We start from the raw sequence: 22,624 nt of genomic DNA on the forward strand, positions 1-22,624 counted from the left end.
TAAGGCAGCGGACGTTCGGGTTCAGCGCGTCTGCATGCGAAGCCCAATGCGGAACTGCCGGCCGAGCAGATCCGAATAGGTGCTGTTCGCGGCGAGTCCGGTCTCCGGCAGCAGCAGCGGCCAGCGATCGAACAGGTTCGTTACGTTGACGAAGAACTGCGCGTCCGCGTCGCCGAACGAGACCTTCTGGGTGAGGTTGAGATCGGCATAGAACAGGCCGGAGACCCGATTGTTGTCATAGGTCGGCGCGTTGACGGTCGAGATCGGGCAACCGCTGGTGCATTCCACACCTGTCGCGACGTACTTGCCCGAACTGATGCCGCGACCGGTGGCGGTGATCGCAAAATCGGGCGTGTCGTACGTGGCGCTGAAGCGGTAGATCCACTTCGGCGTGCTGTACTGGCCGCCATTGACGCCGACCGAGTCCGCGATCACCGCTTGCGGTACGCCATTGTCGAGCACGTTCTCGATGTAGCGGGTTGCAACGCCGCGCAGGGTGAAATCGCCGGAGGCGTCCGTGAAGAAACGGTCCAGCGGCAGTCGGTAGGAAGCGTCGATGTCCACACCGCTCACCTTCTGCCCCGCCGCGTTGAACGGCTTGCTGCTGATCAGCTTGTACGGCTGGCCGGGCACCGAGCGGTTCGGATCGTCCGAGATCGCGTTGCAGAATTGCGTGTTGTTCAGGAAGCAGAGATCCATGATGTTCTGGGCACTGAACGTCGTGATCCCGTCCTCGATGTCGATGTTGAAATAATCGACCGAGAGCGCGAAGCCCGGCACGAAGCGGGGAGTCAGTACGACGCCCGCGTTCCACGAGTCTGATTTTTCCACCCTGAGGTTGGGGTTGCCAGTGACAAAGCCCGAATAGCCGAAGGTGGCGGGGCCGTTGGCCCCGTTCGCGGTATAGGCGGGATTGCGGACCGAATCACTATTCGCCGAGCCACCCTGATACAGTTCGTTGAGGTTCGGCGCGCGAACGTCGCGCGATCGAGTCACGCGGAAACGGATGTCGTCGATCGGCTGCCAGGTGGCGCCGGCCTTCCACGTGGTGACATAGCCCGCCGTGGAATAATCCGTCGCGCGAACCGCGCCGTTGAATTCCAGCCCGAAGCCGAGCGGGACGACCGTCTCGAGATAGGCTTCCTTTACATTGTAGCTGCCGTTGGTGGGCAAGTAATTGCCGACCGACCAGGCATTGGACGTGGTTGGCAGGCCGGCCGCATTGGTCGTTGGCGTCGGCTGGAACTCGCCGGGCACGAAGCCGCGAATTTTCTCCTCGCGATATTCTGCGCCGACGGCAACGCTGACGTCGCCCGCCCAGGTACGGAACGGCGTCACCGACACGTTGAGCCCGGCGTTATATTGTTCGACTACCTCGTCGCGATACGGATCACCGAGGACATAGTTGATCGCCGCCGAGTTGGCGACGCCTACGCCAAGACGGTTGAGCGGCACGCAATTGGGATCATTGTTGTTCGGACTGGCATCAACGTTGATGAGGCACTGGATCGACCCCGCCGCGTAGCCGCTGCCAGCCGGGGCAAAGGCCGCAGCGGTGGCATTGTTCATGCGGGTGATGTTCATGATGTCGCGCAACTGCTCGCGCAGGTCCGCGCGGCCATATTGGCCGTAGATATTCCAGGTGGCGTCCTTGCCGAACACTTCGGCGCTGCCCTCTGCACCGATCGCGTAGCGCTGCACCTCGCGTTTGTTGTTGGCGGCACGGAACGGCAGGTCTGCTGCCGTCGTCGCAACGGTGACGCCGGTAACGCCGGTGAGCGCGGCGGGGCCTAACGTGTTGTAGAGGAAGGCGTTGCAGCTAACGGGCACCGGCACGGTGGTGCATCCGTTCGCGTTGAACCCGATACCAGTTGCGAGGTTCGGTCCGGCGTTGAAGAGCACTTCCTGCCAGTTGTACGATCCTTCGGCGAACACTTCGATGTCGTCGGCGATCTCGTAGCTGGCGCGCGCAAAGACGCCGCGGCGATCGTCCTCGGGATCCAGGCCGATGCGACGGCCGGAATCGTTGATCCGCCAGTCGCCGCCCTGCGTCAGCGTGGGCGCTGCGGAGCCGGTCGGCGAAGGGAAGGTGAGCTGGCCGTACTGATATTGGTTCACCGCGCCGAGGTATCCGAAATAGGTGCCGCGCAGCTGGTTCGTCCTTGTGCCGGCCGACGCAGTGATAAGGCCCCCCGGCGTGGAGTTTGCAGCACCAACCTGGCGCCGGATCAGATACTGCGGCTCGGTGCTGTTCGCCGACCAGTTCGGATTCTGGATGCGGACATAGCCGGTCGCATTCCAGTCGCGGTCGACCCGGAAAATGCCGTCACGATGCGCCAGTTCGGCATTGAGCAACAGGTGGCCGCGGCCCTCGCTGCCCCATTCGAGACCGCCCGTAACGCTGAACGAGTAATTGGCGCCGTCGCCCTTGTCGGTGATGCCGCTGTCGATCGCGACCTTGAGCCCGGTGTACTTTTTATCGAGCACGAAGTTGACCACACCGGCGACAGCGTCGGAGCCATAGGCGGACGAGGCGCCGCCGGTGACCACCTCGACGCTCTTCACCAGCGCCTGCGGGATGGTGTTGACGTCAACCAGGCCGGTAACGGTGGAGGCGACCGAGCGACGGCCGTCGAGCAGCACCAGCGTGCGCGTTTCACCCAGGTTGCGCAGGTTCAGCGCGTTGATCCCGGCCTGTCCGCTCGACAGGTTGAGGCGTGAGTTGCCCGGGCGCGTCGAGCCGGCGAGTGCGGGCATCTGGTTAACAAAGTCCGCGATGTTGTTCGACGGCGAGGAATTCTGGATTTCCTCCTGCGTCAGCACGGTGATTGGCGTCGGCGCCTGGAAGCCGTCGCGCACGATGCGGGTGCCGGTGACGATCACGTCTGCACCATCGGTTTCGTTACCGGTGCCGGGCGCCGGATCACCGATCTGCGCCGTTGCCGTGCTGGACGGCTGCGTTTGAGCCATCGCGGGTGCCGCCAGCCCGGCCGCGAGCGCGGCGAGACCTGTTCCGCCGATCATCGCCCGAGACAAGAAAACCCTACGCATGTGCCGTCCCCCGAAACCTGGAATTTCTGAACCTACCTGCAGGCGTCATGCTGTTGTCGCAGATCGCTGTCAGTGGTGGAGGTTCCGGCACCTCGGCTAAGGCGTCAAGGGCCGATCGACGTACCTTTGTTTGTTGATCCATAGACCGCGCATATGGGGCGGCCAGCGCGCGGCGGCATAACCGCATTCTATACAGCGGGCCCTGCTTGCCATGGACGCGGCAGTGATCGCCGCGTTAGCTTCGTGCCGCTTGATCACGAAAGGAAAGCGATGCTCAACCGGCGCCTGTTCCTCCTCGGCTCGGCGGCGACATCGCTGTTCTCGGTCGCATGCGACGGTCAGTCCGCACCCGCCCCGCGTATGGCCAGCGTGTCTGGTTTATCCGCGTCGATCGAAATCATCGACGATCGCTGGGGCGTGCCGCACATCCGCGCGCAGACGAAGGCAGATGCGTTCTTCGGACAGGGCTATGTCGTGGCTCGCGACCGGCTGTTCCAGATCGATCTTGCGCACCGTCGCGAACTCGGCCGGATGGCGGAGGTGTTCGGCGCCGACTTCGCGAAGCATGACGCCACGGCGCGGCTGTTCCACTATCGTGGTGATCTGGAGGCGGAGCTGGCGCGGGTGCCGCGCGAGGTGCGCGCGTGTGTCGAGGCCTATGTTGCCGGGATCAATGCGCGGATCGCCGAAGTGGAGCGTGACCCGTCGTTGCTGCCGCTCGAATACCGCATCCTGGGCGTGATGCCGCTACGTTGGGACGTGCGCGAACTGGTGCTCGCGCGCGGCGGCGGCATCGGCAATGTCGATGATGAGATTCGGCGGGCGCGGTTGGCCGGGCTGGGGCTGTTGGAGCTCGATGCGGTGGTGGCACCGTTGCGACCGGCCTGGAGGCTTGCGGTGCCAGAGGGGCTGGATGCCGCTGCGGTATCGGTGGCGGATCTTGGTGTGTTGAACATCGGACGGTTGCCGTTCGGGCCGGGGACGCCGACGCTTGAACCCGACGAACGGCTCGATCGCACCCAGGCCGGCTCCAACGCCTGGACCGTGGCGGGCAGCCGCACCGCGACGGGACGGCCGATCCTGGCCAACGATCCGCACCTGGGGATCGGCGGCTTCGGCCCACGGCACGTGGCGCACCTGACCGCGCCGGGGCTCGACGTGATCGGCGGCGGCGCGCCCGGCCTGGCCGGGATCATGCAGGGGCATACCGACCGCTTCGCCTTCGGCCGCACGAACTTCCACATTGATCAGCAGGATTTGTTCGTACTGGAACTCGATCCGGCGGATCCCGAGCGCTATCGCCATGGCGGCGGATGGAAGCGGTTCGAACGGCACGAGGTGTCGATCCCGGTCAAGGATGGGGCGCCGCACCGCGCGGTGCTGCGCTATGCCGTGCAGGGGCCGGTGATTTCGCACGATCCGGCCAAGCGGCGGGCGACGGTGCTCGGCTCGATCGGGATGCAGCCGGGCGGGTTCGGATCCTTCTCGATGGTCGCGATCAACCTGGCGCGCGACTGGAACGGGCTGAAGGAAGCGTTCAAGCTGCACCCCTCGCCAACCAACTTCCACTACGCCGACGTCGACGGCAATCACGGTTGGCAGGTGATCGGCTTCGTGCCGCAGCGGAAGAAGGGCGACGGGCTGATGCCGGTGCCGGGCGACGGGCGGTACGACTGGAACGGCTATCGCGATTTCCGCGCGCTGCCGAGCGAGTATAATCCCAAGAAGGGCTGGTTCGCCTCCGCCAACCAGAACAACCTGCCCGAGGGCTGGCCGCGCGATCGCATCCCGGCCTTCTCCTTCCGTGATCCCTATCGCTACGAGCGGGTGGCAGAAGTGCTGGCGTCTCAGCCCAAGCACACCGTCGCGGACAGCGTGGCCTTGCAGCACGATGTTCTGTCGACGCCGGCGAAGCAATTCCTGGCGCTGTTGCCCAAGCAGCCGTCGGCGGGTGCGACGGCGGCGGCGCGGATGCTGGGCGGCTGGAACGCGCGGCTCGATGCCGGCAGCGGGGCGGCCGCCTTGTACGAGATCGTGTGGCGCGATCTCGGCAAGCGGATGCTGGAGGCGATCGTGCCCGAGCAGGCGCGCGATCTGGTCGATGAGATCGCGCCCTCCGAACTGCTGCGGCGCGCGGCGAGCCGACCGGCGATGGTGGACGCGGCGCTCGCCAGCGGCTGGTCGGAAGCGCAGCGGCTGATGGGCCCCGATCCGGCGGCGTGGCGCTGGGGCACGCTGCACCAGGTGAGGATCGCGCATCCGCTATCGAGCATCCCGGCGATCGCCGCCGCTTTTCCGCCGATCGAGGGCGAAGGCTCGGGTGGCGACAGCTATACCGTCAACGCGCGCTGGCTGGGCAATGGACCGAGCTGGCGAACCGGCGGCGGCGCGAGCTACCTTCAGGTGATCGATGTTGGGGATTGGGATCGATCGGTGATGCTCAACTTGCCGGGGCAGTCGAACGAGCCGAGCTCCCCACATTACCGCGACCAATATGCGCCGTGGATCAACGGTGACATGTTGCCGATGACATTCAGCCGGGCCGCCGTGGATGCGGCGGCGCTGTCGCGCGTCACGCTGACGCCAAAAGGATTGCGGCGATGAGGCGGTTTTCAGTCCTTGCGCTGCTAGCGGTCGGTGCGGCCAGCCCGCCAGCGGCTGATGTCATCATCCGCGGCGGAACGATCTACTCCGGCGCCGATGCATCGGCGGTGGTTGGCGACGTGGAGATCGCAGGCGACCGGATCGTCTATGTCGGGCCGACCCGCGGGACCATGGCGCGGCAAGTGGTTGATGCCAAGGGCAAGATCGTCGCGCCGGGGTTCATCGACGCGCATACGCATCCTGACAGCTACATCCGGTCGGACGATGCCGGGGTGCGACTCAACCTGCCTTGGCTGGCGCAGGGGGTGTCGACCATCGTTATCGGGGTGGACGGCTATGGCACGCCCGACGTGGGCGCGGACGCGCGCAAGCTGGAGGCGAGTGGGATCGGGACCAATGTGGTGCCGTTCGTCGGCTTCGGCGCGGTGCGGCAGCGGGTGCTGGGGAAGGCGGATAGAGCGCCAACTGCGGCCGAGCTGGGGGAGGAAAAACGCCTTGTTGCCAAGGGGATGTGCGAGGGGGCTTACGGGCTTTCCGCGGGACTGTTCTATCCGCCGCAGAGCTTCGCCAAGACCGATGAGGTTGCCGCCGTTGCTGCCGAGGCGGGGAAGCGCGGGGGCATGTACGACAGCCACCAGCGCGACGAATCCAACTACAGCATCGGGCTGATTGCATCGACCAAGGAGGCGATCGAGATCGGCCGAAAAGCGGGCGCTCCCGTGCACTTTGCGCACCTGAAAGCGCTGGGCGTGGACCTGCACGGCAAGGCGCCGGACCTGATCCGAACGATTGCGGACGCTCGGGCGTCGGGTGTGGACGTGACGGCGGATCAATATCCGTGGCTTGCCTCGGGTTCGAGCGTCGATGCTTCGCTGGTGCCGGGCTGGGCTGTGGACGGCGGCTATAAGGCGATGATCGCGCGGTTTGACGATCCCGCGGCCATGGCGAAGATCCGGGGCGAGATGCGCGAGAATTTACGGCGACGCGGCGGGGCGGAATCGCTGCTGCTGATTGCGCAAGGGCAGCCTTGGACCGGCAGGACGCTGACGCAGATGGCGGCGACATGGAAGCTCGATCCGATCGACGCGGCGATCCGCATCCTGCGCGTGCCCAACAAGGCAGGGACCGATCCGGCCGGGGCGGCGGTCGCCAGCTTCAACATGGCGGGAGGCGACGTCGACCTGATCATGAAGCAGCCGTGGGTCGTCACGTCATCCGACGGATCGAACGGCCATCCGCGGCAATATGCGACATTTCCGAAGCTTTATCAGGATTATGTCCGCAAGCGGCCAGTGATCACGATGGGCGAGTTCATCCGCCGCTCGACCGGCCGGACCGCGGACATGTACCGGATCAAGGATCGCGGATATCTCAAGGCGGGGGCCTTCGCCGATGTCGTGGTGTTCGATCCCGAAGGTTATGCGCCCCACGCCGACTATATTCGCCCGCGCGAGCCTAGCGTGGGCGTCACCGCGTTGTTCGTCAACGGCAACCTGGCGCTGAAGGACGGAGCGACAACGGGCGTGGCCGCGGGGCGCGCCTTGCTGCGGCCTAAGCCAGCTGGGTGCCAATAGACGGGCGTTATAGGCAGCGGCGCGAGCACGATTGGCGGCGCGGCGCGGCTCCCCCTTATCGATGGTGATCATGACGATACCGGCCCCTTATTTGCTGTACCTCGGTCATTCGGACGACGAGTTCGGCCTCAAGACCTCACGCGGGCTCGCCACCTTTCGGCGCGAGGATTGCGTCGGCGAGTGGCGGCACGACGATTGCGCGTTCAGCTTCGACCTGCCGCGGATGGATGCCGCTGCGGGTGCCGCGGCTGGCGCGAAGACTTTGGTGCTTGGCATCGCCAATGCCGGCGGGCGCTTTCCCGAGTGGATGCTGGACGATGCGCTGGCGGCGATCGCGAGCGGCATGAACCTCGCTTGCGGGCTGCACCAACGGCTGAAGGACGAGCCGCGGCTGGTGGAGGCCGCGAAGGCGGCCGGCGTGCAATTGTTCGATGTGCGCGATCCCGCGCCGGGGCTACCGGTGGGCAATGGCAAGAAGCGCGCGGGCAACCGGCTGCTGACGGTCGGTACCGATTGCTCGGTCGGCAAGATGTACGCGACGCTGGGACTCCGTGATGCCTTGCGGGCGCGCGGCGTCGCGGCCGATTTCCGCGCCACCGGGCAGACCGGCATCCTGATCGCCGGGGAGGGCGTGCCGCTCGACGCAGTGGTGGCCGACTTCATCGCGGGGGCGATCGAGGCGCTGACGCCGGCGCGCGACGATGACGGCTGGGATCTGATCGAGGGGCAGGGATCGCTGTTCCACCCGGCATTCGCGGGTGTCTCCACCGGGCTGCTGCACGGCGCGCAGGCAAAGGCGCTGGTGATGTGCCACGATCCCGCGCGCCCGCACATGCGCGGCCTGCCGCATTATCCGCTGGTGGGCCTGGCGGAGTGTATCGAGGCGAATCTGCGGGTCGCGCGGCTGACCAGCCCCGAGGTGCGCTTCGTCGGCATCGCGCTCAACACCGCCAAGCTTGGCGAGGATGAGGCGCGCCGGCTGCTCGAGGTAACCGCGGCGGAACATGGCCTGCCGTGCACCGATCCGTTCCGCTTCGGCGCCGACCCCATCATCGACAACCTTCTGGAGGGTGAATGCGCCGCAGCCTCGACGCCCGCCATGACGGCTTCCCGCTAAGCACGCCCTTCCGCATCTCGCGGGGGGTGAAGACGATCGCCGATGTCGTCACCGTCACGGTGCGGCAGGGCGATCACGTCGGGCGCGGTGAGGGCGTGCCGTACCCGCGCTATGGCGAGACGGTGGAAGGCTCCCTCGCCGCGATCGAAGCGATGCGTGCGCTGATCGAGGGCGGCGCATCCCGCGCGGAGCTTGCCGCTGTGATGCCCGCGGGGGCGGCGCGCAATGCGCTCGACTGTGCATTGTGGGACCTGGAGGCGCGGATCGCTCACACCAGCGTGGCGGCGCTGGCGATGCGCGCGGTGCCCGAGCGGCTCGCCTCGGCGATCACGATCGGCATCGACACGCCGGACGCAATGGCGGCGGTGGCAGCGCGCCATGCGGCCGTGCCGCTGCTCAAGGTGAAGGTGAACCGTGAGGAAGGCGACGCGCAGCTTGCCGCCGTGCGCGCCGCCGCGCCGGGGCCGCGGATGATCGTCGATGCCAATGAGAGCTGGCGGGTCGAGGACGTGGCGCGGTGGCAGGACATGCTCCTTTCCTACCGCGTCGACCTTCTCGAACAGCCGGTGCCGGCGGAAGACGATGCGGGGCTGGAGGGGCTGGCTAGCCGCGTCCCGATCTGCGCGGACGAGGCGTTGCACACGCGCGCGGACCTGCCGCGGCTGCGCGGCCGATATGATTACGTCAACATCAAGCTCGACAAGACCGGCGGGCTGACCGAAGCCCTGGCGCTCGCGGATGCAGCCGTGGGGATGGGGTTTGGGCTGATGGTGGGGTGCATGGTGAGTTCGTCGCTGGGGATCGCGCCGGCGATGCTGGTGGCGGAGCGCGCGTCGTTCGTCGATCTCGACGGGCCGCTGTGGCTGGCCGAAGATCGCGCTGGCGGCGTGCGTGACGAGGGCGGCTGGATGCATCCGCCGGCGCCGGGGTTTTGGGGAACGCTGGCGTGACCATCCTGCGCGGGTGGTTTGCGATTGCCTTGTGGAAGCGGGTGGTGGCCGGGCTGGTGCTCGGCGCGTTGCTCGGCCTTGTCGCACCGGAGGCGGCGCCCGCGGTGAAGATCGTCGGCGACCTGTTCGTGCGGCTGATCAAGATGCTGGTCGTGCCGGTAGTGTTGATCACCATTGCCGCGGGGATCGCCGGGCTTGGCGATCCGCGGCGGCTGGGGCCGATCGGCGGGCGGACGATCGGGCTGTTCGCGCTGACCACGCTGATCGCGGTGTCCATCGGAATGGTGGTGGGATTGCTGGTACGGCCGGGGGCGGGCATCGCGCTCGCCGGGGTGGCCCCGCATGTGCTGGGGCCCGCCGTGTCCCCGGCGGATCAGCTCTTGTCGATCGTGCCGGCCAATATCGTCGAGGCGCTGGGCAAGGGTGACATGCTGGCGATCATCTTTGTCGCATTGCTGCTGGGGATCGGCAGCGTGCTGGCGGGGGAAGCGGGCAAGCCTGTGGTCGCACTGCTTCAGGGGCTGGCGGCGGTGCTGCTGCATATCGTGCGGCTGGTGATGGAGGTGACGCCATTCGGCGTGTTCGCGCTGATCGCCAATGCGGTGGCGGCGAATGGCGCGGCGGTGTTCGTCCATGTCGGCTGGCTGGCGCTCTGCGTGATCGGAGCGTCGCTGGCGCAGATGCTGGTGCATGCCGGGCTGATCGGGTTCGTCGCACGGCTGCCGGTGATGCGGTTCTTCCGCGGGATCGTGGATGCGCTGGCGATCGCTTTCTCCACCGCTTCTTCGTCGGCGACGTTGCCGGTGGCGTTGCGGGTGGCGCAGGACAATCTGGGCGTCGCGCGGCCGGTCGCCTCGACCGTGCTGCCGCTGGGGGCGGCGATCGGCAAGGATGGGACGGCGATGTACGTGGGGCTGCTTGGGCAGTTTGCGTTGCAGGCGCTGGGGATCGTGCCTGATGCGCAGATGCTGGTGGTGATGCTCGCTACCGGCGCGCTGGCGGCATTCGGGACGGCGCCGGTGCCGTCGGCGTCGCTGTTCATGCTGGCGGCGATGCTGTCGGCGGTGGGGGTCGGGCCAGAGCAGACCGCGCTGGTGGTCGGGCTGGTGCTGCCGTTCGACCGGTTGCTGGACATGACGCGCACGGTGCCGTCGGCGTCGGCGAATTTGACGGTGGCGACGCTGGTGGCGCGCGGGGAGGGGGCGCTGGATGTGGCGCGATTTCGTGGGCGCGCGGTGGAATGATGCCTGCTTACCGTCACCCCGGACTTGATCCGGGTTACCGCTTCGTCTTCCGGCGGCGGGGCCAGGCAGCGGGACCTCGGCTCAAGGCCGGGGTGACGAGGCTTGGGTGGAAGCGCTAGGACCAGCCGCGTGAACCTGCGCCATATCGAGATCTTCCACGCCGTATACGTCAACGGCTCTGTCTCCGCCGCGGCGCGGGCGCTCAACGTGTCGCAGCCATCGGTGTCGAAGACGTTGCGCCATGCCGAGACGCTGCTCGGCTTCGACCTGTTCCAGCGCATTGGCGGGCGGCTGGTCCCGACCGAAGATGCGCACAACCTGTTCGCCGACGTCGCCGAAATCCAGGAGCGGGTGCGCGCGCTGCGTGAGGCGGGGCGCAACATGCGCTCGGGCTCAGGCGGGCAGCTGCGTATCTCGGCGCTGCCGAGCCTGGCGCTGGGGGTGCTGCCGGCGGCGGTGTCGCGCTTTCTGCAGAAGCGTCCGGGCGTGCACTTCGATCTTCAGACCGTTCACCACGACGATCTGCTGCGCAAGCTGTATGAGCGCGAGGCGGACATCGCCATCGCCAGCGAGCCGCCGCGCGGCGCGGCGCTGAGCTCGACCTGGCTGGGCGAGGGCGAGCTGGTGGCGCTATATCGTGAGGCGGAGATGCCCGATGCGCCGGCGCGGCTGGAGCTGGCGGACCTGGCGGGGCGGCCGTTCATCTCGCTCGCCGGGAGCGGCCCGATGGGGACGCTCTTGTCGGAGGAGCTCGACCGGCTCGGCATCGAGCTCGACGAAGTGGCGGCGGCGCGGACCTTCTATATCGGTGCGGCCTTGGTGCGCGCCGGTGTGGGGATTGCCGTGGTGGACAGTTTCACCGCCGAGGCGTGGCTGGCACCGGGGCTGGCCATGCGGCCGCTGAAGCCCTCACTGGCGTTCGACCTGCATGCGATCCATCTGCTTGACCGGCCGCCCTCGGCGCTGGCGAGCGAATTCCTGACCGTGTTGCGCGAGGAGATCGAAGCGGAATGATAATGGTCCTGCTGCCGTTGCTTGCCGCCGCCGCCGATGTACCGGCGGTGCCTGCGCCCGTTGCCGAAGCGGTCGCGCGCGCGGCGGAGGGGACGCGTATCGGGCTGGTGGTGGTGGACGATGCCGGCCGCGAGGTGGTGGCGATCCGCCCCGACGAGCGATTCGTCCCGGCGTCGAACACCAAGCTCTATACGACGGCCGCAGCGTTTGCGCTGCTTGAGACGGCAGCGCCGGATGCCGCCGGCGGGGCAGGCGTGCGGCTGGAAGGGCGCAACGTGGTGCTGGTCGGCGGGGGTGACGCAAGGCTGTCGAGCGCGGCGGATTGTGCCAGCGATTGCCTCGCTGAACTGGCCGCGGCGGTGGCGCGCGAGACCCGCGTGGTGGGCGACGTGATCGGCGATGACACCCTGTTTCCCGACGAGCGCTGGCCGGCGGGCATGAGCTGGAACAACATGGTCGGCAAATACGGGACGGCGATCTCGGCGCTGACGATCGACGACAATGAGGTGGCGCTGACGGTGCGGCCCGGCGGAGTCGGTGAGGCGCCTGCGGTGGCGGGCGACGGGTACTTCCGGGTGGACAATCGCGTGGTGACGGTCCCGGCTGGGGGCAAGCGCTCGATCGGCTATGCGCGCACGCCGGGGAGCGAGGTGTTGCGGCTCACCGGCACGATCCCGGCGGATGCGGCGCCTTATGAACTGCGGGTCGGGATCGACGATCCGGCGCACCGCGCGGCGTGGCGGCTGGCAGAGATGCTGCGCGCGGCGGGGGTTCGGGTGACGGGCGAGGTCGGCGTACGGCACCGCGCGCTGATGCCGGGCGATGATCCGGAAGCGCGGGGGGCGGCGCCGGCCGCGCGCCCGCCGGCGGTGCCGATGCTCGCGCGGCTGACCCCGCCGGCGCTGGCTGAGGATCTGGTGCATACCAACAAGGTGAGCCAGAATCTGCATACCGAGCTGCTTCTGCGGCGCGTCGGGCTTGTTGAGGGCAGCGGGTCGGTGGCGGACGGGCAGGCGGCAGTCGCGGGCGTGCTCGATCGCGCGGGGCTGGCGCGGTGGCATTATGATTTTGCCGACGGATCAGGGATGTCGAACTACAATCGCGTGACGCCGCGCGGGACGGTGAGGCTGCTGCGCTGGGGTGCGGGACAGCCCTGGGGTACGGCGTGGCGGGAAACCTTCCCGGTGGCGGGCACGGACGGGACGTTGCGCAACCGCTTCAAGGGCACGGCGCTGCAGGGTCGGCTGTTTGCCAAGACGGGGAGCCTCAATGCGGCCAATGCGCTGGCGGGATATTTCACCGCGGCGAGCGGGCGGACGTTCACCTTCGCGGCTTATGCCAACGATATGCCCGGAGACGTCAGCGCGACAGCGGCGATCGATGCGGCGCTGGTGGCGGTCGCGGCGGCGAACTAGCCACGCTCTCCTCCGTTCGCCCCGAGTTTGTCGAAGGGCGTGCTCCATCGCTGGGCGGTTTGGTCACGTGCTTCGACAGGCTCAGCACGAACGGATTGGACTGTGGCAAGCGGACGAGAGGCCGGTCGTGCTCAACGCAGCCGCATCGCACCGGCCTTGGCGCGCTGGAGCATGTCCTCGTTCCGGATCGTGCGGTAACGAGCCATGATGAGGCTGAAGATGCCGAAGACCAGCAGGCCCGCAGCGACGGCGGTGAAGCCCCACCCAGTGTCGCGCAGCGTGCCGAGCGCGGCTTCGAAGCTCAATTCGCCCTGATTGTCGCCAAGGCCGGCGCGCAGCACCTGCCAGGCGAGGATCGCGAACACCACTGCACGCGCAGCATAGCCGATCCGGCCGACCGCTTCAGCGAAGGGCGGGGTGCCGGCGGCGAGCAGCGCCATGAACTTCGCGGTGGCGGCCTGGATCGCTTGTTCGATCGCGGCGAGCGCGAGGCCGATGCCGACGATGACGAGCAGCACCGCGCCGCCGGGCAGCGAACGCGCCGTCTCGCCCGGGCCGCCGCTACCGCCGCCGCTGCCGTCACCCATGATGATCCGCACCGCAAGATAGCAAAGCACAAGATGGACGATGCCGCTGGCGGCATGGCCGATACGCTTGCCAGCGCCCTTGGCATCGGTGCCGTCGCTTTCGAGATCGAGCGCGGCGCTGTAGAGCTTGAACACCGCATAGCCGAACAGGCCGAGCGCGGTGACGCCGAGGATCACGTCGCCGCCGGGCAGGCCGCGCAGATCGTCGAGAACGGTGGAGGTGCCCTCCGACCGCCCGGTCGCGAGCGTGAGATAGCCGAGCATGATGTACACGATGCCGCGCGCGAGATAGCCGATCCGCGCGAACGTTTCGAGTTGCGTGACCCTGTTCATGCCGCCTCCTGATGCTTCACGGGCAAAAGGCTGGCGGGGGAAAACGTTCCGGTGCCGGTTCAGCTGGCGTCGAATGCGGCGATCACCGCGTCCCCAGTCTCCGGCCGCAGCGTGAAGATGCCGCTGTCGAAATGGCGGGTCGGGTGAACGCGGTTGGTGAGCAATGTCCAGGCGAGGCCGCGCTCGAAATCGACCCACAGGCCGGTGCCGGTGAAGCCGGTGTGGCCGATCGTGCCGGGCGAACAAGCCTGCCCGCCCGACCAGTCGGGATAGCGGATTTCCCAGCCGGCGGTGCGGTGGCCCTCCACCGGCGTGCGGATCGCATCGAGCATTGCAGGCGAGGCGCCGGTGCCGTCGAGCAGGCCGCGGGCGAAATCGAGCACGCCGTCGATCGTGCCGAACAGGCCGGCGTGGCCCGTGCGGCCACCCATGGCGGAGCAATTCTCGTCATGGACCTCGCCCTTCAGCACGCGGCCGCGCCATTGGCAGTGTTCGGTGGCGACGGCAGGGCCCGGGGGCGGGCCCCAGCTCAGCCCCTCGCCGAGCGACTGTGCATCGAGGCCCGCGCCGGTCAGGCGCTCGATCGCGATGCCGAGGAGGATGAAGTTGATGTCCGAATAGACGGATGGGCCGTGGCGCCATTCGCGCTGAAGGACGAAGGCGCGCAGACGGGCGGGGTCGTCGCCATAGGTGTAGATCGGCTCCACCGCGGGGAGGAAGGTGCGGTGGACCAGGCAGTCGCGGAAGGTGAGGCGACGCTCGGGGGCGTTCGCGACATCGTACTGCCGCAGGTCCGGGATGGCGTCGGTGAGCGGGCGATCGAGATCGAGCCGGCCCTCGTCGGCGAGGCGCAGGATGAAGCTGGTGGTGGCGATCACCTTGCTGACCGACGCGAGATCGAACCAGTGGTTGCGGGTGAGCGGCTCCTCGACCGGTACTTTCTGCGCGAGGCCGGTGAGGCGTATGGCGCGCGCGCCTGCCGCGGTGATGATGCCCAGAGCCGCGGCGGGGATGCAGCCGGTGGCGACAGCGGCCGCGGCCGGGGCGAAGGCACGCTCGACGATATGATCGATCATTCGAGTTCCTCCGTTCGGGGACGAATGCGGGCGAGCGCGGGGAGGAAGACGATCGCCACCAGGCTCAGCACGCCCGAGAGAAGGAAGAAATCGTCGTAGCCGATCGCGCGGACGATCGTCCCGCCCGCGCCCGACAACAGGCGCGGCAGCAGAAAGGCGAACCCGGTGAGAAAGGCATATTGCGCGCCGGGATAGCGCGGGTTCACCAGCAGCGAGAGATAGACGACGAACACCGCGCCCGCGAAGCCATTGCCGAACTGATCGGCGCCGGTGGCGACGTAAAGCAGCCCCTCGTCCACCGGTTGGCCGGCAAGCCAGACGAAGCCGAAATTGCCGATTGCGGCGACCAGCGCGCCGAGCGCCAGCGCCCATGTCATCGCCCAGCGCGTGACCAGCCAGCCGGCAAGACCGACCCCTACCATGCTCGCCACCAGCGCGACGACACTGTCGGCGCGGCCGATCTGCGACAGCGAATAGCCGAGATCCTTGATCATCGGCTTGGACAGGTTGAGCGCGAGCACGTCGCCCATCCGGTACAGCGAGACGAACGCCATCAGCACCAGCGCCGCGAAGCCGTAGCGCCAGAAGAAGTCGACATAAGGCCCGATCGCGGCGGATCGGCGGATCGGCGCGTCGGCGGGGGCGCGGCGGATGCGCGGCAAGGCGGCCGCCATGGCGAGGAACGGCAGCATGCAGATGCCGAGCACCCAGGGGGTGACATTGGCACCGGCATCGATCCCGGCGCCCGCGGCGAGCGTCAGGACGAGCCAGCCGATCGCGGCCGTCGCGGCGGCGCCGACGAGGAGAATGAACACGCTGGCGACGGTGCCGGTAGCGAGCGCGGGCAGGCGCTGCGCATCGCGATCCTCATGCCCGCGCATCGCGGCAAGGATGGGGAAAGGGAGGAACGCCGCCGCCGCGATCGCGAGATAGGCGATGCTCCAGCCGCTCCAATCGGCCAGCAGCAGCGCGCCGCTGCCCGCCGCGACCATCGCGCTGCGATAGCCCCACAGATTGGCGGCGACGATCGGCCCTTGTTCGTCCTGCGTCGGGTAAAGCTCGATACGCCACGCGTCGGCGGCGACCTCCAGCGTGGTCGTCCAGAAGGCGAGCAGGACGGCGAACAATGCGGTGACGGGCAGGCTCGCATCCTCGGCGGTAAGCGCCATTGCGACCATGGAGGCGAAGATGCCAAGCTGCGCCAGCATCATCCACCCGCGCCGCTTGCCGTAGAAGCGCGCGAACCCCGGCACGGCATAACGATCGAGCAGCGGTGCCCAGACGAACTTCAACGTCGGCAGCAGCTGCACCCAGGCAAAAAAGCCGATCACCGCCAGCGCCACGCCATGGGCCTGGAGCCGAAGCGCGAGCACGGTGGAGAACATATAGAAGGGCAGACCGGCCGCGAAGCCGAGCAGGCCGTAAAGCGCCATGCCGCGACGATCGACGCGGCTCGGGGAGGCGGGTGGCTCGGCAATTGCCGCCGGCGCGGCGTGATCGGTCATGGCGGCGATGGTTCAACGCCGCTGGCGCGCCGTCAATCCCGAGGAACGATGATGCGCGTTCGTCATCACTATGGGTTATACTGCCGCGGCGAAAGGATATGGGCATGGTCGCGCGAAGGCAGCCAGACTGGGCAGCACGATGACCTGGTATCTCGGCGTGGACGCGGGCGGCAGCCATTGCCGCGCCCGGCTGGTGGATGACACCGGGCTGGTGATCGGCACCGGCCATGCCGGGCCCGCCAATACGCGCATTGGCATGGACAGGCTGCGCTCGGTGCTGGACGATGTGATCGGTAAGGCGCTGGAGGAAGCCGGACTTGCGCCGGACGCGCGCGGACAGATCGTGGCGGGCATGGGAATCGCGGGCCTATCGCGGCCGGGCAGCGCAGAGGCGCTGCGCGGGCTGGACCTTGGCCTCGCATCCGCGAACTTCGCCACTGACGCCGCGATCGCCAACCTCGGCGCGCATCGCGGCGGCGACGGAGCGACGCTGATCCTTGGCACTGGCAGCATCGCCCAACTGCGCGTCGGCGGGACGGACTTTGCGATCGGCGGTTATGGCTTCCCCATCTCGGACGAGGGGAGCGGCGCCGCGCTGGGGCTTTCGGCCATGCGGCACGCGCTGCGCGCGCTCGACGGGCGGACGACACGCACGCCGCTGGCGCTCGCCATCGCGGCGCGGTTCGGCCACGCCATTCCGCAGGCGATTGCCTGGATGGACCGCGCCGCGCCCGGCGATTATGCCGCGCTGGCGCCGATCGTGATCCAATATGCGCAGGCCGATGATCCGATTGCGCGATCGATCGTCGAGGATGCCGCGGGGCATGTCGAGCGGTTCATCGAGACGATATTCGAGCGAGGCGCACCGGCCTGTGCGCTGCTCGGCGGGCTTGCGCCGCATCTCAGGCCGTGGCTGCGCGCGCGCACCGTGGCGCAGCTGAGCGAGTCGCTTGGCGATGCGCTGGACGGCGCCTTGTTCCTCGCCGGCTTCGTGCCACCGGCAGCCGACTGACGGAGCCGAGGCCATGAGCACCGAAACCGTCGATCCGCGCTTCGTCGATATCGATCGGTGGCCATCAACGGCAGCGGTGGAGGCGATGCTGGAAGGACAGCTTGCCGCGGTCGCCGCGATCAAGAGCCAAGTCGGCGCAATTGCCGCCGCCGCTGACATGGCCGCGCGGCGGCTCGGTACGGCCGGGCGGCTGGTCTATGCTGGGGCGGGGACATCCGGCCGGGTGGCGGTGCAGGATGGGGTGGAGCTATTCCCGACCTATAACTGGCCGCGCGAGCGCCTGCTGTTCCTGATGGCAGGCGGCAACGGCGCCCTGATCGAGAGCGTGGAAGGGGCGGAGGACGATCCCGATGCCGCCCGCGCGTCTATCGCCGCTGCGGAAATCACGCAGGGCGACGTGGTGATCGGTGTGGCGGCGAGTGGCCGGACTCCTTACACGCTGGCGGTGATTGAAGCGGCTCGCGCGGCGGGGGCGCTGACGATCGGGGTGGCGAACAATCCCGGCGCGCCGCTGCTGTCTTTGGCCGAGCACGGGCTGCTCGCGGATACGGGGAGCGAACTTGTCGCCGGGTCGACCCGGATGAAGGCGGGCACCGCGCAGAAGGCGGTGCTCAACCTGCTGTCCACCACCATCATGCTGCGGCGCGGGTTGGTGCATCGCGGGCGCATGGTCAACATGCGCGTCTCCAACCAGAAGCTGCGCGCTCGCGCTGAGGCAATGGTGGAGGAGATCGCGGGTGTGGCGGGCAACGGCGCAGCCGCGCTCGACGTTGCGAATGGCGAGATTCGCCAGGCAGCGCTGATCGCACGAGGGGCGACGCTGGCGCAGGCGAATGCGTTGCTGGCAAAGCATGATGGCGATCTCGGCGCAGCGCTTGCCGACCTTCGCTCATCGCCGCAGTGAGCCGGCCTGACAAACAAAAGCCGCCCGCATCTGGCGATGCGAGCGGCCTTGCGCTTTTCAGTGGGAGGGAACCCCGTCTGAAACTCAGTTGGCGGTCAGCACCGAGACCGAACCGTCCTGCGGCGCGCGGAAAGCGACCGGCGTGCCGCCGACGTTGCCGCGAACGCGCTCACCGTCCAGCACCAGGCGGAAACGGTCGCCACCGACGCGGCGGCCGGTGATCACGGTTGCGCCGTCACGGCCTTCGCTGGTCTTGTACACGTAGGTCTGCTTGTCGTGCTCGAAGGTCTTCTCACCTTCGGCCTGTGCAGCGAGCGGCGCCACGAAGGCGAGGAGGGCGGCGGTGGTGATCAGCGTGCGCATCGGAGAAATCCTCGGTTGAAAACCTAATCTGTTCGCAGATGCACAATTAAATGCTGCGCCGCGTCATAACGAGCGCAAAAACGTGCAACACGATTGCAAGCCGTGCAATCGTGGAGCGGGAGACGGCGATTTGTCGCGCGCGGCGCATTCGTCTATCGCGCGCGGCTTCACGAACACGATTGGTTGTCATGACGCTCTATTCCCGCTTTGCCGCGCATGTGGACGCGGCGCTCGATGCGCTCGAAACCGCCGGGGTGCTGACGCCCGGCATCGATCGCCGCGCCGTGACGGTGGAGCCCCCTCGCGACACGTCGCACGGCGACTTGGCGACCAATGCCGCAATGGTGCTCGCCAAGGCCGCGAAGACCAATCCGCGCGCGCTGGCCGAGAAGATCGCTGCCGAGCTGCAGCAGCTGGACGAAGTGTCGGCGGTGGACGTCGCCGGGCCAGGGTTCATCAACCTGCGGCTGACCGACGACAGCTGGCGCGGCGAGCTGGCGGCGATCAGCGCCGGTGGCGCGGATTACGGCCGTTCCGCGCGGGGGCAGGGGATAACGGTCAACATCGAATATGTCTCGGCCAACCCGACCGGACCGATGCACATGGGGCATTGCCGCGGTGCAGTGGTGGGCGACGCGCTTGCCGCCCTACTTGAGTTCGCCGGCAACAAGGTGATCCGCGAATATTATGTCAACGACGCCGGCGGGCAGGTCGACGTGCTCGCCCGCTCGGTCCACCTGCGCTACCGCGAGGCGCTGGGTGAGGATGTCGGCGCGATCCCGGAAGGGCTGTATCCCGGCGACTATCTGGTGCCGGTTGGCGCCATGCTCGCTGCAGAATTCAGCAACCGATACGTTGACGCGCCGGAGAGCGAGTGGCTGGCGACCTTCCGGACCCGCGCGGTCGCGGCGATGCTGGTGCTGATCAAGGACGATCTCGGGCTGCTCGGCATCCACCATGACCTGTTCGCCTCCGAGGCGGAGCTTCAGGCGGCGGGCAAGCCCGAGGCGGCCGAGGCGTGGCTGCGCGCGCGCGACCTCGTCTATGACGGCACGCTCGAAGCGCCCAAGGGCGAGACGCCCGAGGATTGGGAGCCGGTCGAGCTGCCGCTGTTCCGCTCCAGCAAGTTCGGCGACGATCAGGATCGCCCGATCAAGAAGTCGAACGGCAGCTGGACCTATTTCGGTGCCGACCTCGCCTATCACTTCCAGAAGGCGCAGTCGGCCGACGAACTGATCGACATCTGGGGCGCCGACCACGCCGGCACGGTGAAGCGCATCCAGGCCGCCGTCGCCGCGCTGACTGAAGGCAAGACGCGCTTTGACGTGAAGCTCGTCCAGATGGTGCGCCTGCTGCGCGGCGGCGAGCCGGTGAAGATGTCCAAGCGTGCCGGCAACTTCGTCACGCTCGCCGATGTGGTGCGCGAGGTCGGCAAGGACGTGGTGCGCTTCACCATGCTTACCCGCCGCTCGGACGCGCAGATGGATTTTGACTTCGCCAAGGTGGTGGAGGCTTCGAAGGACAATCCGGTCTTCTACGTGCAATATGCGCATGCGCGCGTTGCCTCGCTGCGGCGCCGCGCCGCGGAAGCGGGTGTTGAGACGGGAGCGCCCGATCTGTCCCGGCTTGATACGGAGGAGCTCGCCCTGGTGCAGCTCGCCGCACAATTCCCGCGCGTGGTGGAGACCGCCGCCGCAGCGCGCGAGCCGCACCGGATCGCCTTTTATCTCTATGACTTGGCGGCAGCTTTTCACGCGCTATGGAATGTCGGCAACGATCGGCCCGACCGGCGTTTTCTGCTGCAGGACGATCATGGCCTCACCGCCGCGCGTCTTTTCTTGGCGGAAGGCGTCGGGCAAATTATCCGCAATGGACTCTCCATCATGGGCGTGGAGGCGGTCTCGGAGATGTAAGGCATGGCGAGCGACGAAATCGAACTCAGGGACGAAGACCGGCTTCCCTGGCTCGAAACGGTCGAGCCGGACGAGCCCGAGGGCCCCGGCGTGCTGCGCGTGCTGCTGCTCGTGCTCGTCGGGTTGGCGGTGCTTGCCGGCCTGGTCTTCGCGATCTTCAGCTTCCAGCAGCGCACGTCTGATGGCGAGGGCGAACTGATCGCGGCGCAGGAAGGCGATTACAAGATCAAGCCTGACGATCCCGGCGGGCTGAAGGTGGAAGGCGAAGGCGATTCGGCGATCGCCGCCAGCGCCGGCGCCAGCTCGACCGCGGCGATCGACCTGAAGGCAGTGCCAGAGGCGCCGATCAGCGGGCGTCGTGCTGACGCCGCGCCGGCAGGGCCGACGAGCGGCAGCGCACGCACCTCGGCGGAAGTGCCGGGATCGGGCGGGCGCCTCGTTGCCAAGGCGCCGATGGCGGTGCCGAAGAAGGCCGTGCCGGGTGCCGGCACGGGCGGTTCACTGGTGCAGCTTGGCGCGTTTCCGAGCGAAAGCGGCGCGAACGCGGCCTGGAGCGCCATCGCCAAGCGCTTCGGCTATGTCGCGACGCTGGGCAAGACGGTGCAGTCCGCAGAGGTGAACGGGCGGACGGTGTATCGGCTGAAGGTGAACGCCGGCAGCGCCGACGCGGCGGGCGATCTGTGCGGGCGGCTGACGGTGGCGGGCGAAAAGTGTTTCGTGACGAGCTGAGTTAGGCGGCGTCTGACGCCACCTAGCCCCACGCGCTCGTCATCCCGGACTTGATCCGGGATCCATAGCTCCGCAAGCACTTCGCTCTATTGACTGGCGGCAGCGCCAACGAATCGTTGGATCCCGGACCAAGTCCGGGATCACAGCGCGGGTTGGGTGAGGTTGTAGCCCAACCCCACCTTCCCGGATGAAACCACCCGCCAAACCCGCTAACACGCCATCATGAAACCCGTGATCTTCGGCCTGTCCGGCCCGAGCCTCACAGTCGACGAGCGTGCGTTCTTCGCCGAGGCGCGGCCGGCTGGCTACATTCTGTTCAAGCGCAACTGCGTGGATCGTCAGCAACTCCGCGCGCTGACCGACGAATTGCGCGACCTTGAAGGCCGCGGCGACCTTGCGATCCTGGTCGATCAGGAGGGTGGACGTGTCGCCCGGCTCGGGCCGCCGGAATGGCCGGCTTTTCCGGCGGGCCCCGACTTCAATCGTCTTTACGAGATTGCGCCGATGTCGGCGATCGAGGCGGCGCGGGCCAATGCCGTGGCGCTCGGCCTCATGCTGAACGAGGTGGGCATCACTGTCGATTGCCACCCGATCCTTGATGTGATCCGCCCCGAGACAACCGAGGCGATCGCGATCCGCGCCTTTGGCAGCGAGCCGATGCGCGTCGCTGCCATGGGACGCGCGACGCTGGAGGGTTTGGCAACAGGCGGTGTGGTCGGCGTCGTCAAACACATGCCCGGCCACGGGCGGGCCCTGGTCGATTCGCATCATCTGCTGCCGACGGTGACCGCCAGCGACTCCGAGCTTGAGGACGATCTCGCCCCGTTCCGCGCGCTTGCCCACGCGCCGATGGGCATGACCAGCCATATCGTGTTCGAGGCGTGGGATCGTGAGCGCCCCGCGACCATGTCGCCAATTGTGATCGAGGAGGTGATCCGCCGTCGGATCGGCTTCGACGGGCTGCTGATGACCGATGACATCGACATGAAGGCGCTGTCGGGCACGCCGGCGGACAAGGCTGCGGACGCAGTCGCGGCGGGATGCGACGTGGTGCTGGATTGCTGGGCGCGAATGGACGAGATGGTCGCCATCGCCGATCGTCTTCCAGAGATCGCGCCGCGTGCGCGCGAGCGGCTCGACCGGGCCATGGCTAGCGCAGGACCGGCGGAAGGCGACTTTGCGGCGCTGATCGCCAAGCGCGACGCCTTGCTCGCGCTAGAGGGCTGACGGGGC

17 protein-coding genes are annotated in these 22,624 nt (G+C 67.7%); 12 read left to right on the forward strand and 5 right to left on the reverse strand.

The annotated features are described in order from the left end of the window. Positions 1-21: 21 nt before the first annotated feature. Complete coding sequence (locus SPHI_RS07070; RefSeq protein ID WP_233130771.1) at positions 22-3,051, reverse strand: TonB-dependent receptor domain-containing protein; 3,030 nt, start codon at positions 3,049-3,051, stop codon at positions 22-24. Between the two features lie 270 nt (positions 3,052-3,321). Between SPHI_RS07070 and SPHI_RS07075 the strand changes: the two genes are divergently transcribed. The 7 genes from SPHI_RS07075 to dacB all read left to right on the forward strand — a co-directional run bounded on the left by SPHI_RS07075 (position 3,322) and on the right by dacB (position 12,969). Further along, positions 3,322-5,655, forward strand: a complete 2,334-nt coding sequence (locus tag SPHI_RS07075) for a penicillin acylase family protein (protein ID WP_076744208.1) — start codon at positions 3,322-3,324, stop codon at positions 5,653-5,655. Continuing rightward, positions 5,652-7,229 carry an N-acyl-D-amino-acid deacylase family protein gene (locus tag SPHI_RS07080; protein ID WP_076744209.1) on the forward strand — a complete coding sequence of 526 codons (1,578 nt, stop codon included), beginning with the start codon at positions 5,652-5,654 and terminating at the stop codon, positions 7,227-7,229. The genes SPHI_RS07075 and SPHI_RS07080 overlap by 4 nt, the downstream gene beginning before the upstream one ends. Before the next feature lie 70 nt (positions 7,230-7,299). Then, the gene (dgcN, locus tag SPHI_RS07085) at positions 7,300-8,346 is read left to right on the forward strand and encodes an N-acetyltransferase DgcN (protein ID WP_076744377.1); all 1,047 of its coding nucleotides are present in this window, start codon (positions 7,300-7,302) and stop codon (positions 8,344-8,346) included. Next, the gene (gene dgcA / locus SPHI_RS07090; protein ID WP_076744378.1) at positions 8,304-9,296 is read left to right on the forward strand and encodes an N-acetyl-D-Glu racemase DgcA; all 993 of its coding nucleotides are present in this window, start codon (positions 8,304-8,306) and stop codon (positions 9,294-9,296) included. Before dgcN ends, dgcA begins: the two co-directional genes overlap by 43 nt. Further along, positions 9,293-10,540: a dicarboxylate/amino acid:cation symporter gene (locus SPHI_RS07095; RefSeq protein WP_076744210.1), complete on the forward strand. Its 1,248-nt coding sequence runs from the start codon at positions 9,293-9,295 to the stop codon at positions 10,538-10,540. Before dgcA ends, SPHI_RS07095 begins: the two co-directional genes overlap by 4 nt. Before the next feature lie 129 nt (positions 10,541-10,669). After that, a complete protein-coding gene (locus SPHI_RS07100; RefSeq protein WP_076744211.1) occupies positions 10,670-11,554 on the forward strand; it encodes a LysR family transcriptional regulator in 885 nt (294 codons plus the stop codon). A gap of 2 nt (positions 11,555-11,556) precedes the next feature. Further along, the gene (dacB, locus tag SPHI_RS07105; RefSeq protein ID WP_233130773.1) at positions 11,557-12,969 is read left to right on the forward strand and encodes a D-alanyl-D-alanine carboxypeptidase/D-alanyl-D-alanine endopeptidase; all 1,413 of its coding nucleotides are present in this window, start codon (positions 11,557-11,559) and stop codon (positions 12,967-12,969) included. A gap of 131 nt (positions 12,970-13,100) precedes the next feature. On the opposite strand, the gene SPHI_RS07110 is transcribed toward dacB, so the two are convergent. From SPHI_RS07110 to SPHI_RS07120, 3 genes are read right to left on the reverse strand one after another with little or no spacing between them, the layout of a single operon-like run. Further along, positions 13,101-13,889: a DUF1206 domain-containing protein gene (locus SPHI_RS07110; RefSeq protein WP_076744213.1), complete on the reverse strand. Its 789-nt coding sequence runs from the start codon at positions 13,887-13,889 to the stop codon at positions 13,101-13,103. Positions 13,890-13,948: 59 nt separating this feature from the next. Further along, entirely contained in the window at positions 13,949-14,965 is a 1,017-nt protein-coding gene (locus tag SPHI_RS07115; protein WP_076744214.1) for a serine hydrolase domain-containing protein, read from the reverse strand. Continuing rightward, entirely contained in the window at positions 14,962-16,470 is a 1,509-nt protein-coding gene (locus SPHI_RS07120; RefSeq protein WP_076744215.1) for an MFS transporter, read from the reverse strand. Before SPHI_RS07120 ends, SPHI_RS07115 begins: the two co-directional genes overlap by 4 nt. 139 nt (positions 16,471-16,609) lie before the next feature. Between SPHI_RS07120 and SPHI_RS07125 the strand changes: the two genes are divergently transcribed. Further along, positions 16,610-17,482: a BadF/BadG/BcrA/BcrD ATPase family protein gene (locus tag SPHI_RS07125; RefSeq protein ID WP_076744380.1), complete on the forward strand. Its 873-nt coding sequence runs from the start codon at positions 16,610-16,612 to the stop codon at positions 17,480-17,482. 13 nt (positions 17,483-17,495) lie between these two features. Further along, entirely contained in the window at positions 17,496-18,386 is an 891-nt protein-coding gene (locus tag SPHI_RS07130) for an N-acetylmuramic acid 6-phosphate etherase (protein ID WP_076744216.1), read from the forward strand. Between the two features lie 84 nt (positions 18,387-18,470). On the opposite strand, the gene SPHI_RS07135 is transcribed toward SPHI_RS07130, so the two are convergent. Beyond that, positions 18,471-18,749 carry a hypothetical protein gene (locus SPHI_RS07135; protein WP_076744217.1) on the reverse strand — a complete coding sequence of 93 codons (279 nt, stop codon included), beginning with the start codon at positions 18,747-18,749 and terminating at the stop codon, positions 18,471-18,473. A gap of 188 nt (positions 18,750-18,937) precedes the next feature. Between SPHI_RS07135 and argS the strand changes: the two genes are divergently transcribed. The 3 genes from argS (at position 18,938) to SPHI_RS07150 (ending at position 22,618) form a co-directional block, all read left to right on the forward strand. Beyond that, a complete protein-coding gene (gene argS / locus SPHI_RS07140) occupies positions 18,938-20,662 on the forward strand; it encodes an arginine--tRNA ligase (RefSeq protein WP_076744218.1) in 1,725 nt (574 codons plus the stop codon). A 3-nt stretch (positions 20,663-20,665) separates the two neighbouring features. After that, positions 20,666-21,391 (forward strand): SPOR domain-containing protein, encoded by a 726-nt coding sequence (locus SPHI_RS07145; RefSeq protein ID WP_076744219.1) that lies wholly within the window; start codon positions 20,666-20,668, stop codon positions 21,389-21,391. A gap of 222 nt (positions 21,392-21,613) precedes the next feature. Continuing rightward, positions 21,614-22,618: a glycoside hydrolase family 3 N-terminal domain-containing protein gene (locus SPHI_RS07150; protein ID WP_076744220.1), complete on the forward strand. Its 1,005-nt coding sequence runs from the start codon at positions 21,614-21,616 to the stop codon at positions 22,616-22,618. Positions 22,619-22,624: the final 6 nt, after the last annotated feature.

This window comes from Sphingomonas jeddahensis (genome assembly GCF_001981525.1).
GTDB classification, from domain to species: domain Bacteria; phylum Pseudomonadota; class Alphaproteobacteria; order Sphingomonadales; family Sphingomonadaceae; genus Sphingomonas; species Sphingomonas jeddahensis.

Coding starts and splice junctions, on each gene's coding strand:
- SPHI_RS07070 (WP_233130771.1), bottom strand. CDS start 3,051: ATGCGTAGGGTTTTCTTGTCTCGGGCGATGATCGGCGGAACAGGTCTC.
- SPHI_RS07075 (WP_076744208.1), top strand. CDS start 3,322: ATGCTCAACCGGCGCCTGTTCCTCCTCGGCTCGGCGGCGACATCGCTG.
- SPHI_RS07080 (WP_076744209.1), top strand. CDS start 5,652: ATGAGGCGGTTTTCAGTCCTTGCGCTGCTAGCGGTCGGTGCGGCCAGC.
- dgcN (WP_076744377.1), top strand. CDS start 7,300: ATGACGATACCGGCCCCTTATTTGCTGTACCTCGGTCATTCGGACGAC.
- dgcA (WP_076744378.1), top strand. CDS start 8,304: ATGCGCCGCAGCCTCGACGCCCGCCATGACGGCTTCCCGCTAAGCACG.
- dacB (WP_233130773.1), top strand. CDS start 11,557: ATGGTCCTGCTGCCGTTGCTTGCCGCCGCCGCCGATGTACCGGCGGTG.
- SPHI_RS07110 (WP_076744213.1), bottom strand. CDS start 13,889: ATGAACAGGGTCACGCAACTCGAAACGTTCGCGCGGATCGGCTATCTC.
- SPHI_RS07115 (WP_076744214.1), bottom strand. CDS start 14,965: ATGATCGATCATATCGTCGAGCGTGCCTTCGCCCCGGCCGCGGCCGCT.
- SPHI_RS07120 (WP_076744215.1), bottom strand. CDS start 16,470: ATGACCGATCACGCCGCGCCGGCGGCAATTGCCGAGCCACCCGCCTCC.
- SPHI_RS07125 (WP_076744380.1), top strand. CDS start 16,610: ATGACCTGGTATCTCGGCGTGGACGCGGGCGGCAGCCATTGCCGCGCC.
- SPHI_RS07130 (WP_076744216.1), top strand. CDS start 17,496: ATGAGCACCGAAACCGTCGATCCGCGCTTCGTCGATATCGATCGGTGG.
- SPHI_RS07135 (WP_076744217.1), bottom strand. CDS start 18,749: ATGCGCACGCTGATCACCACCGCCGCCCTCCTCGCCTTCGTGGCGCCG.
- argS (WP_076744218.1), top strand. CDS start 18,938: ATGACGCTCTATTCCCGCTTTGCCGCGCATGTGGACGCGGCGCTCGAT.
- SPHI_RS07145 (WP_076744219.1), top strand. CDS start 20,666: ATGGCGAGCGACGAAATCGAACTCAGGGACGAAGACCGGCTTCCCTGG.
- SPHI_RS07150 (WP_076744220.1), top strand. CDS start 21,614: ATGAAACCCGTGATCTTCGGCCTGTCCGGCCCGAGCCTCACAGTCGAC.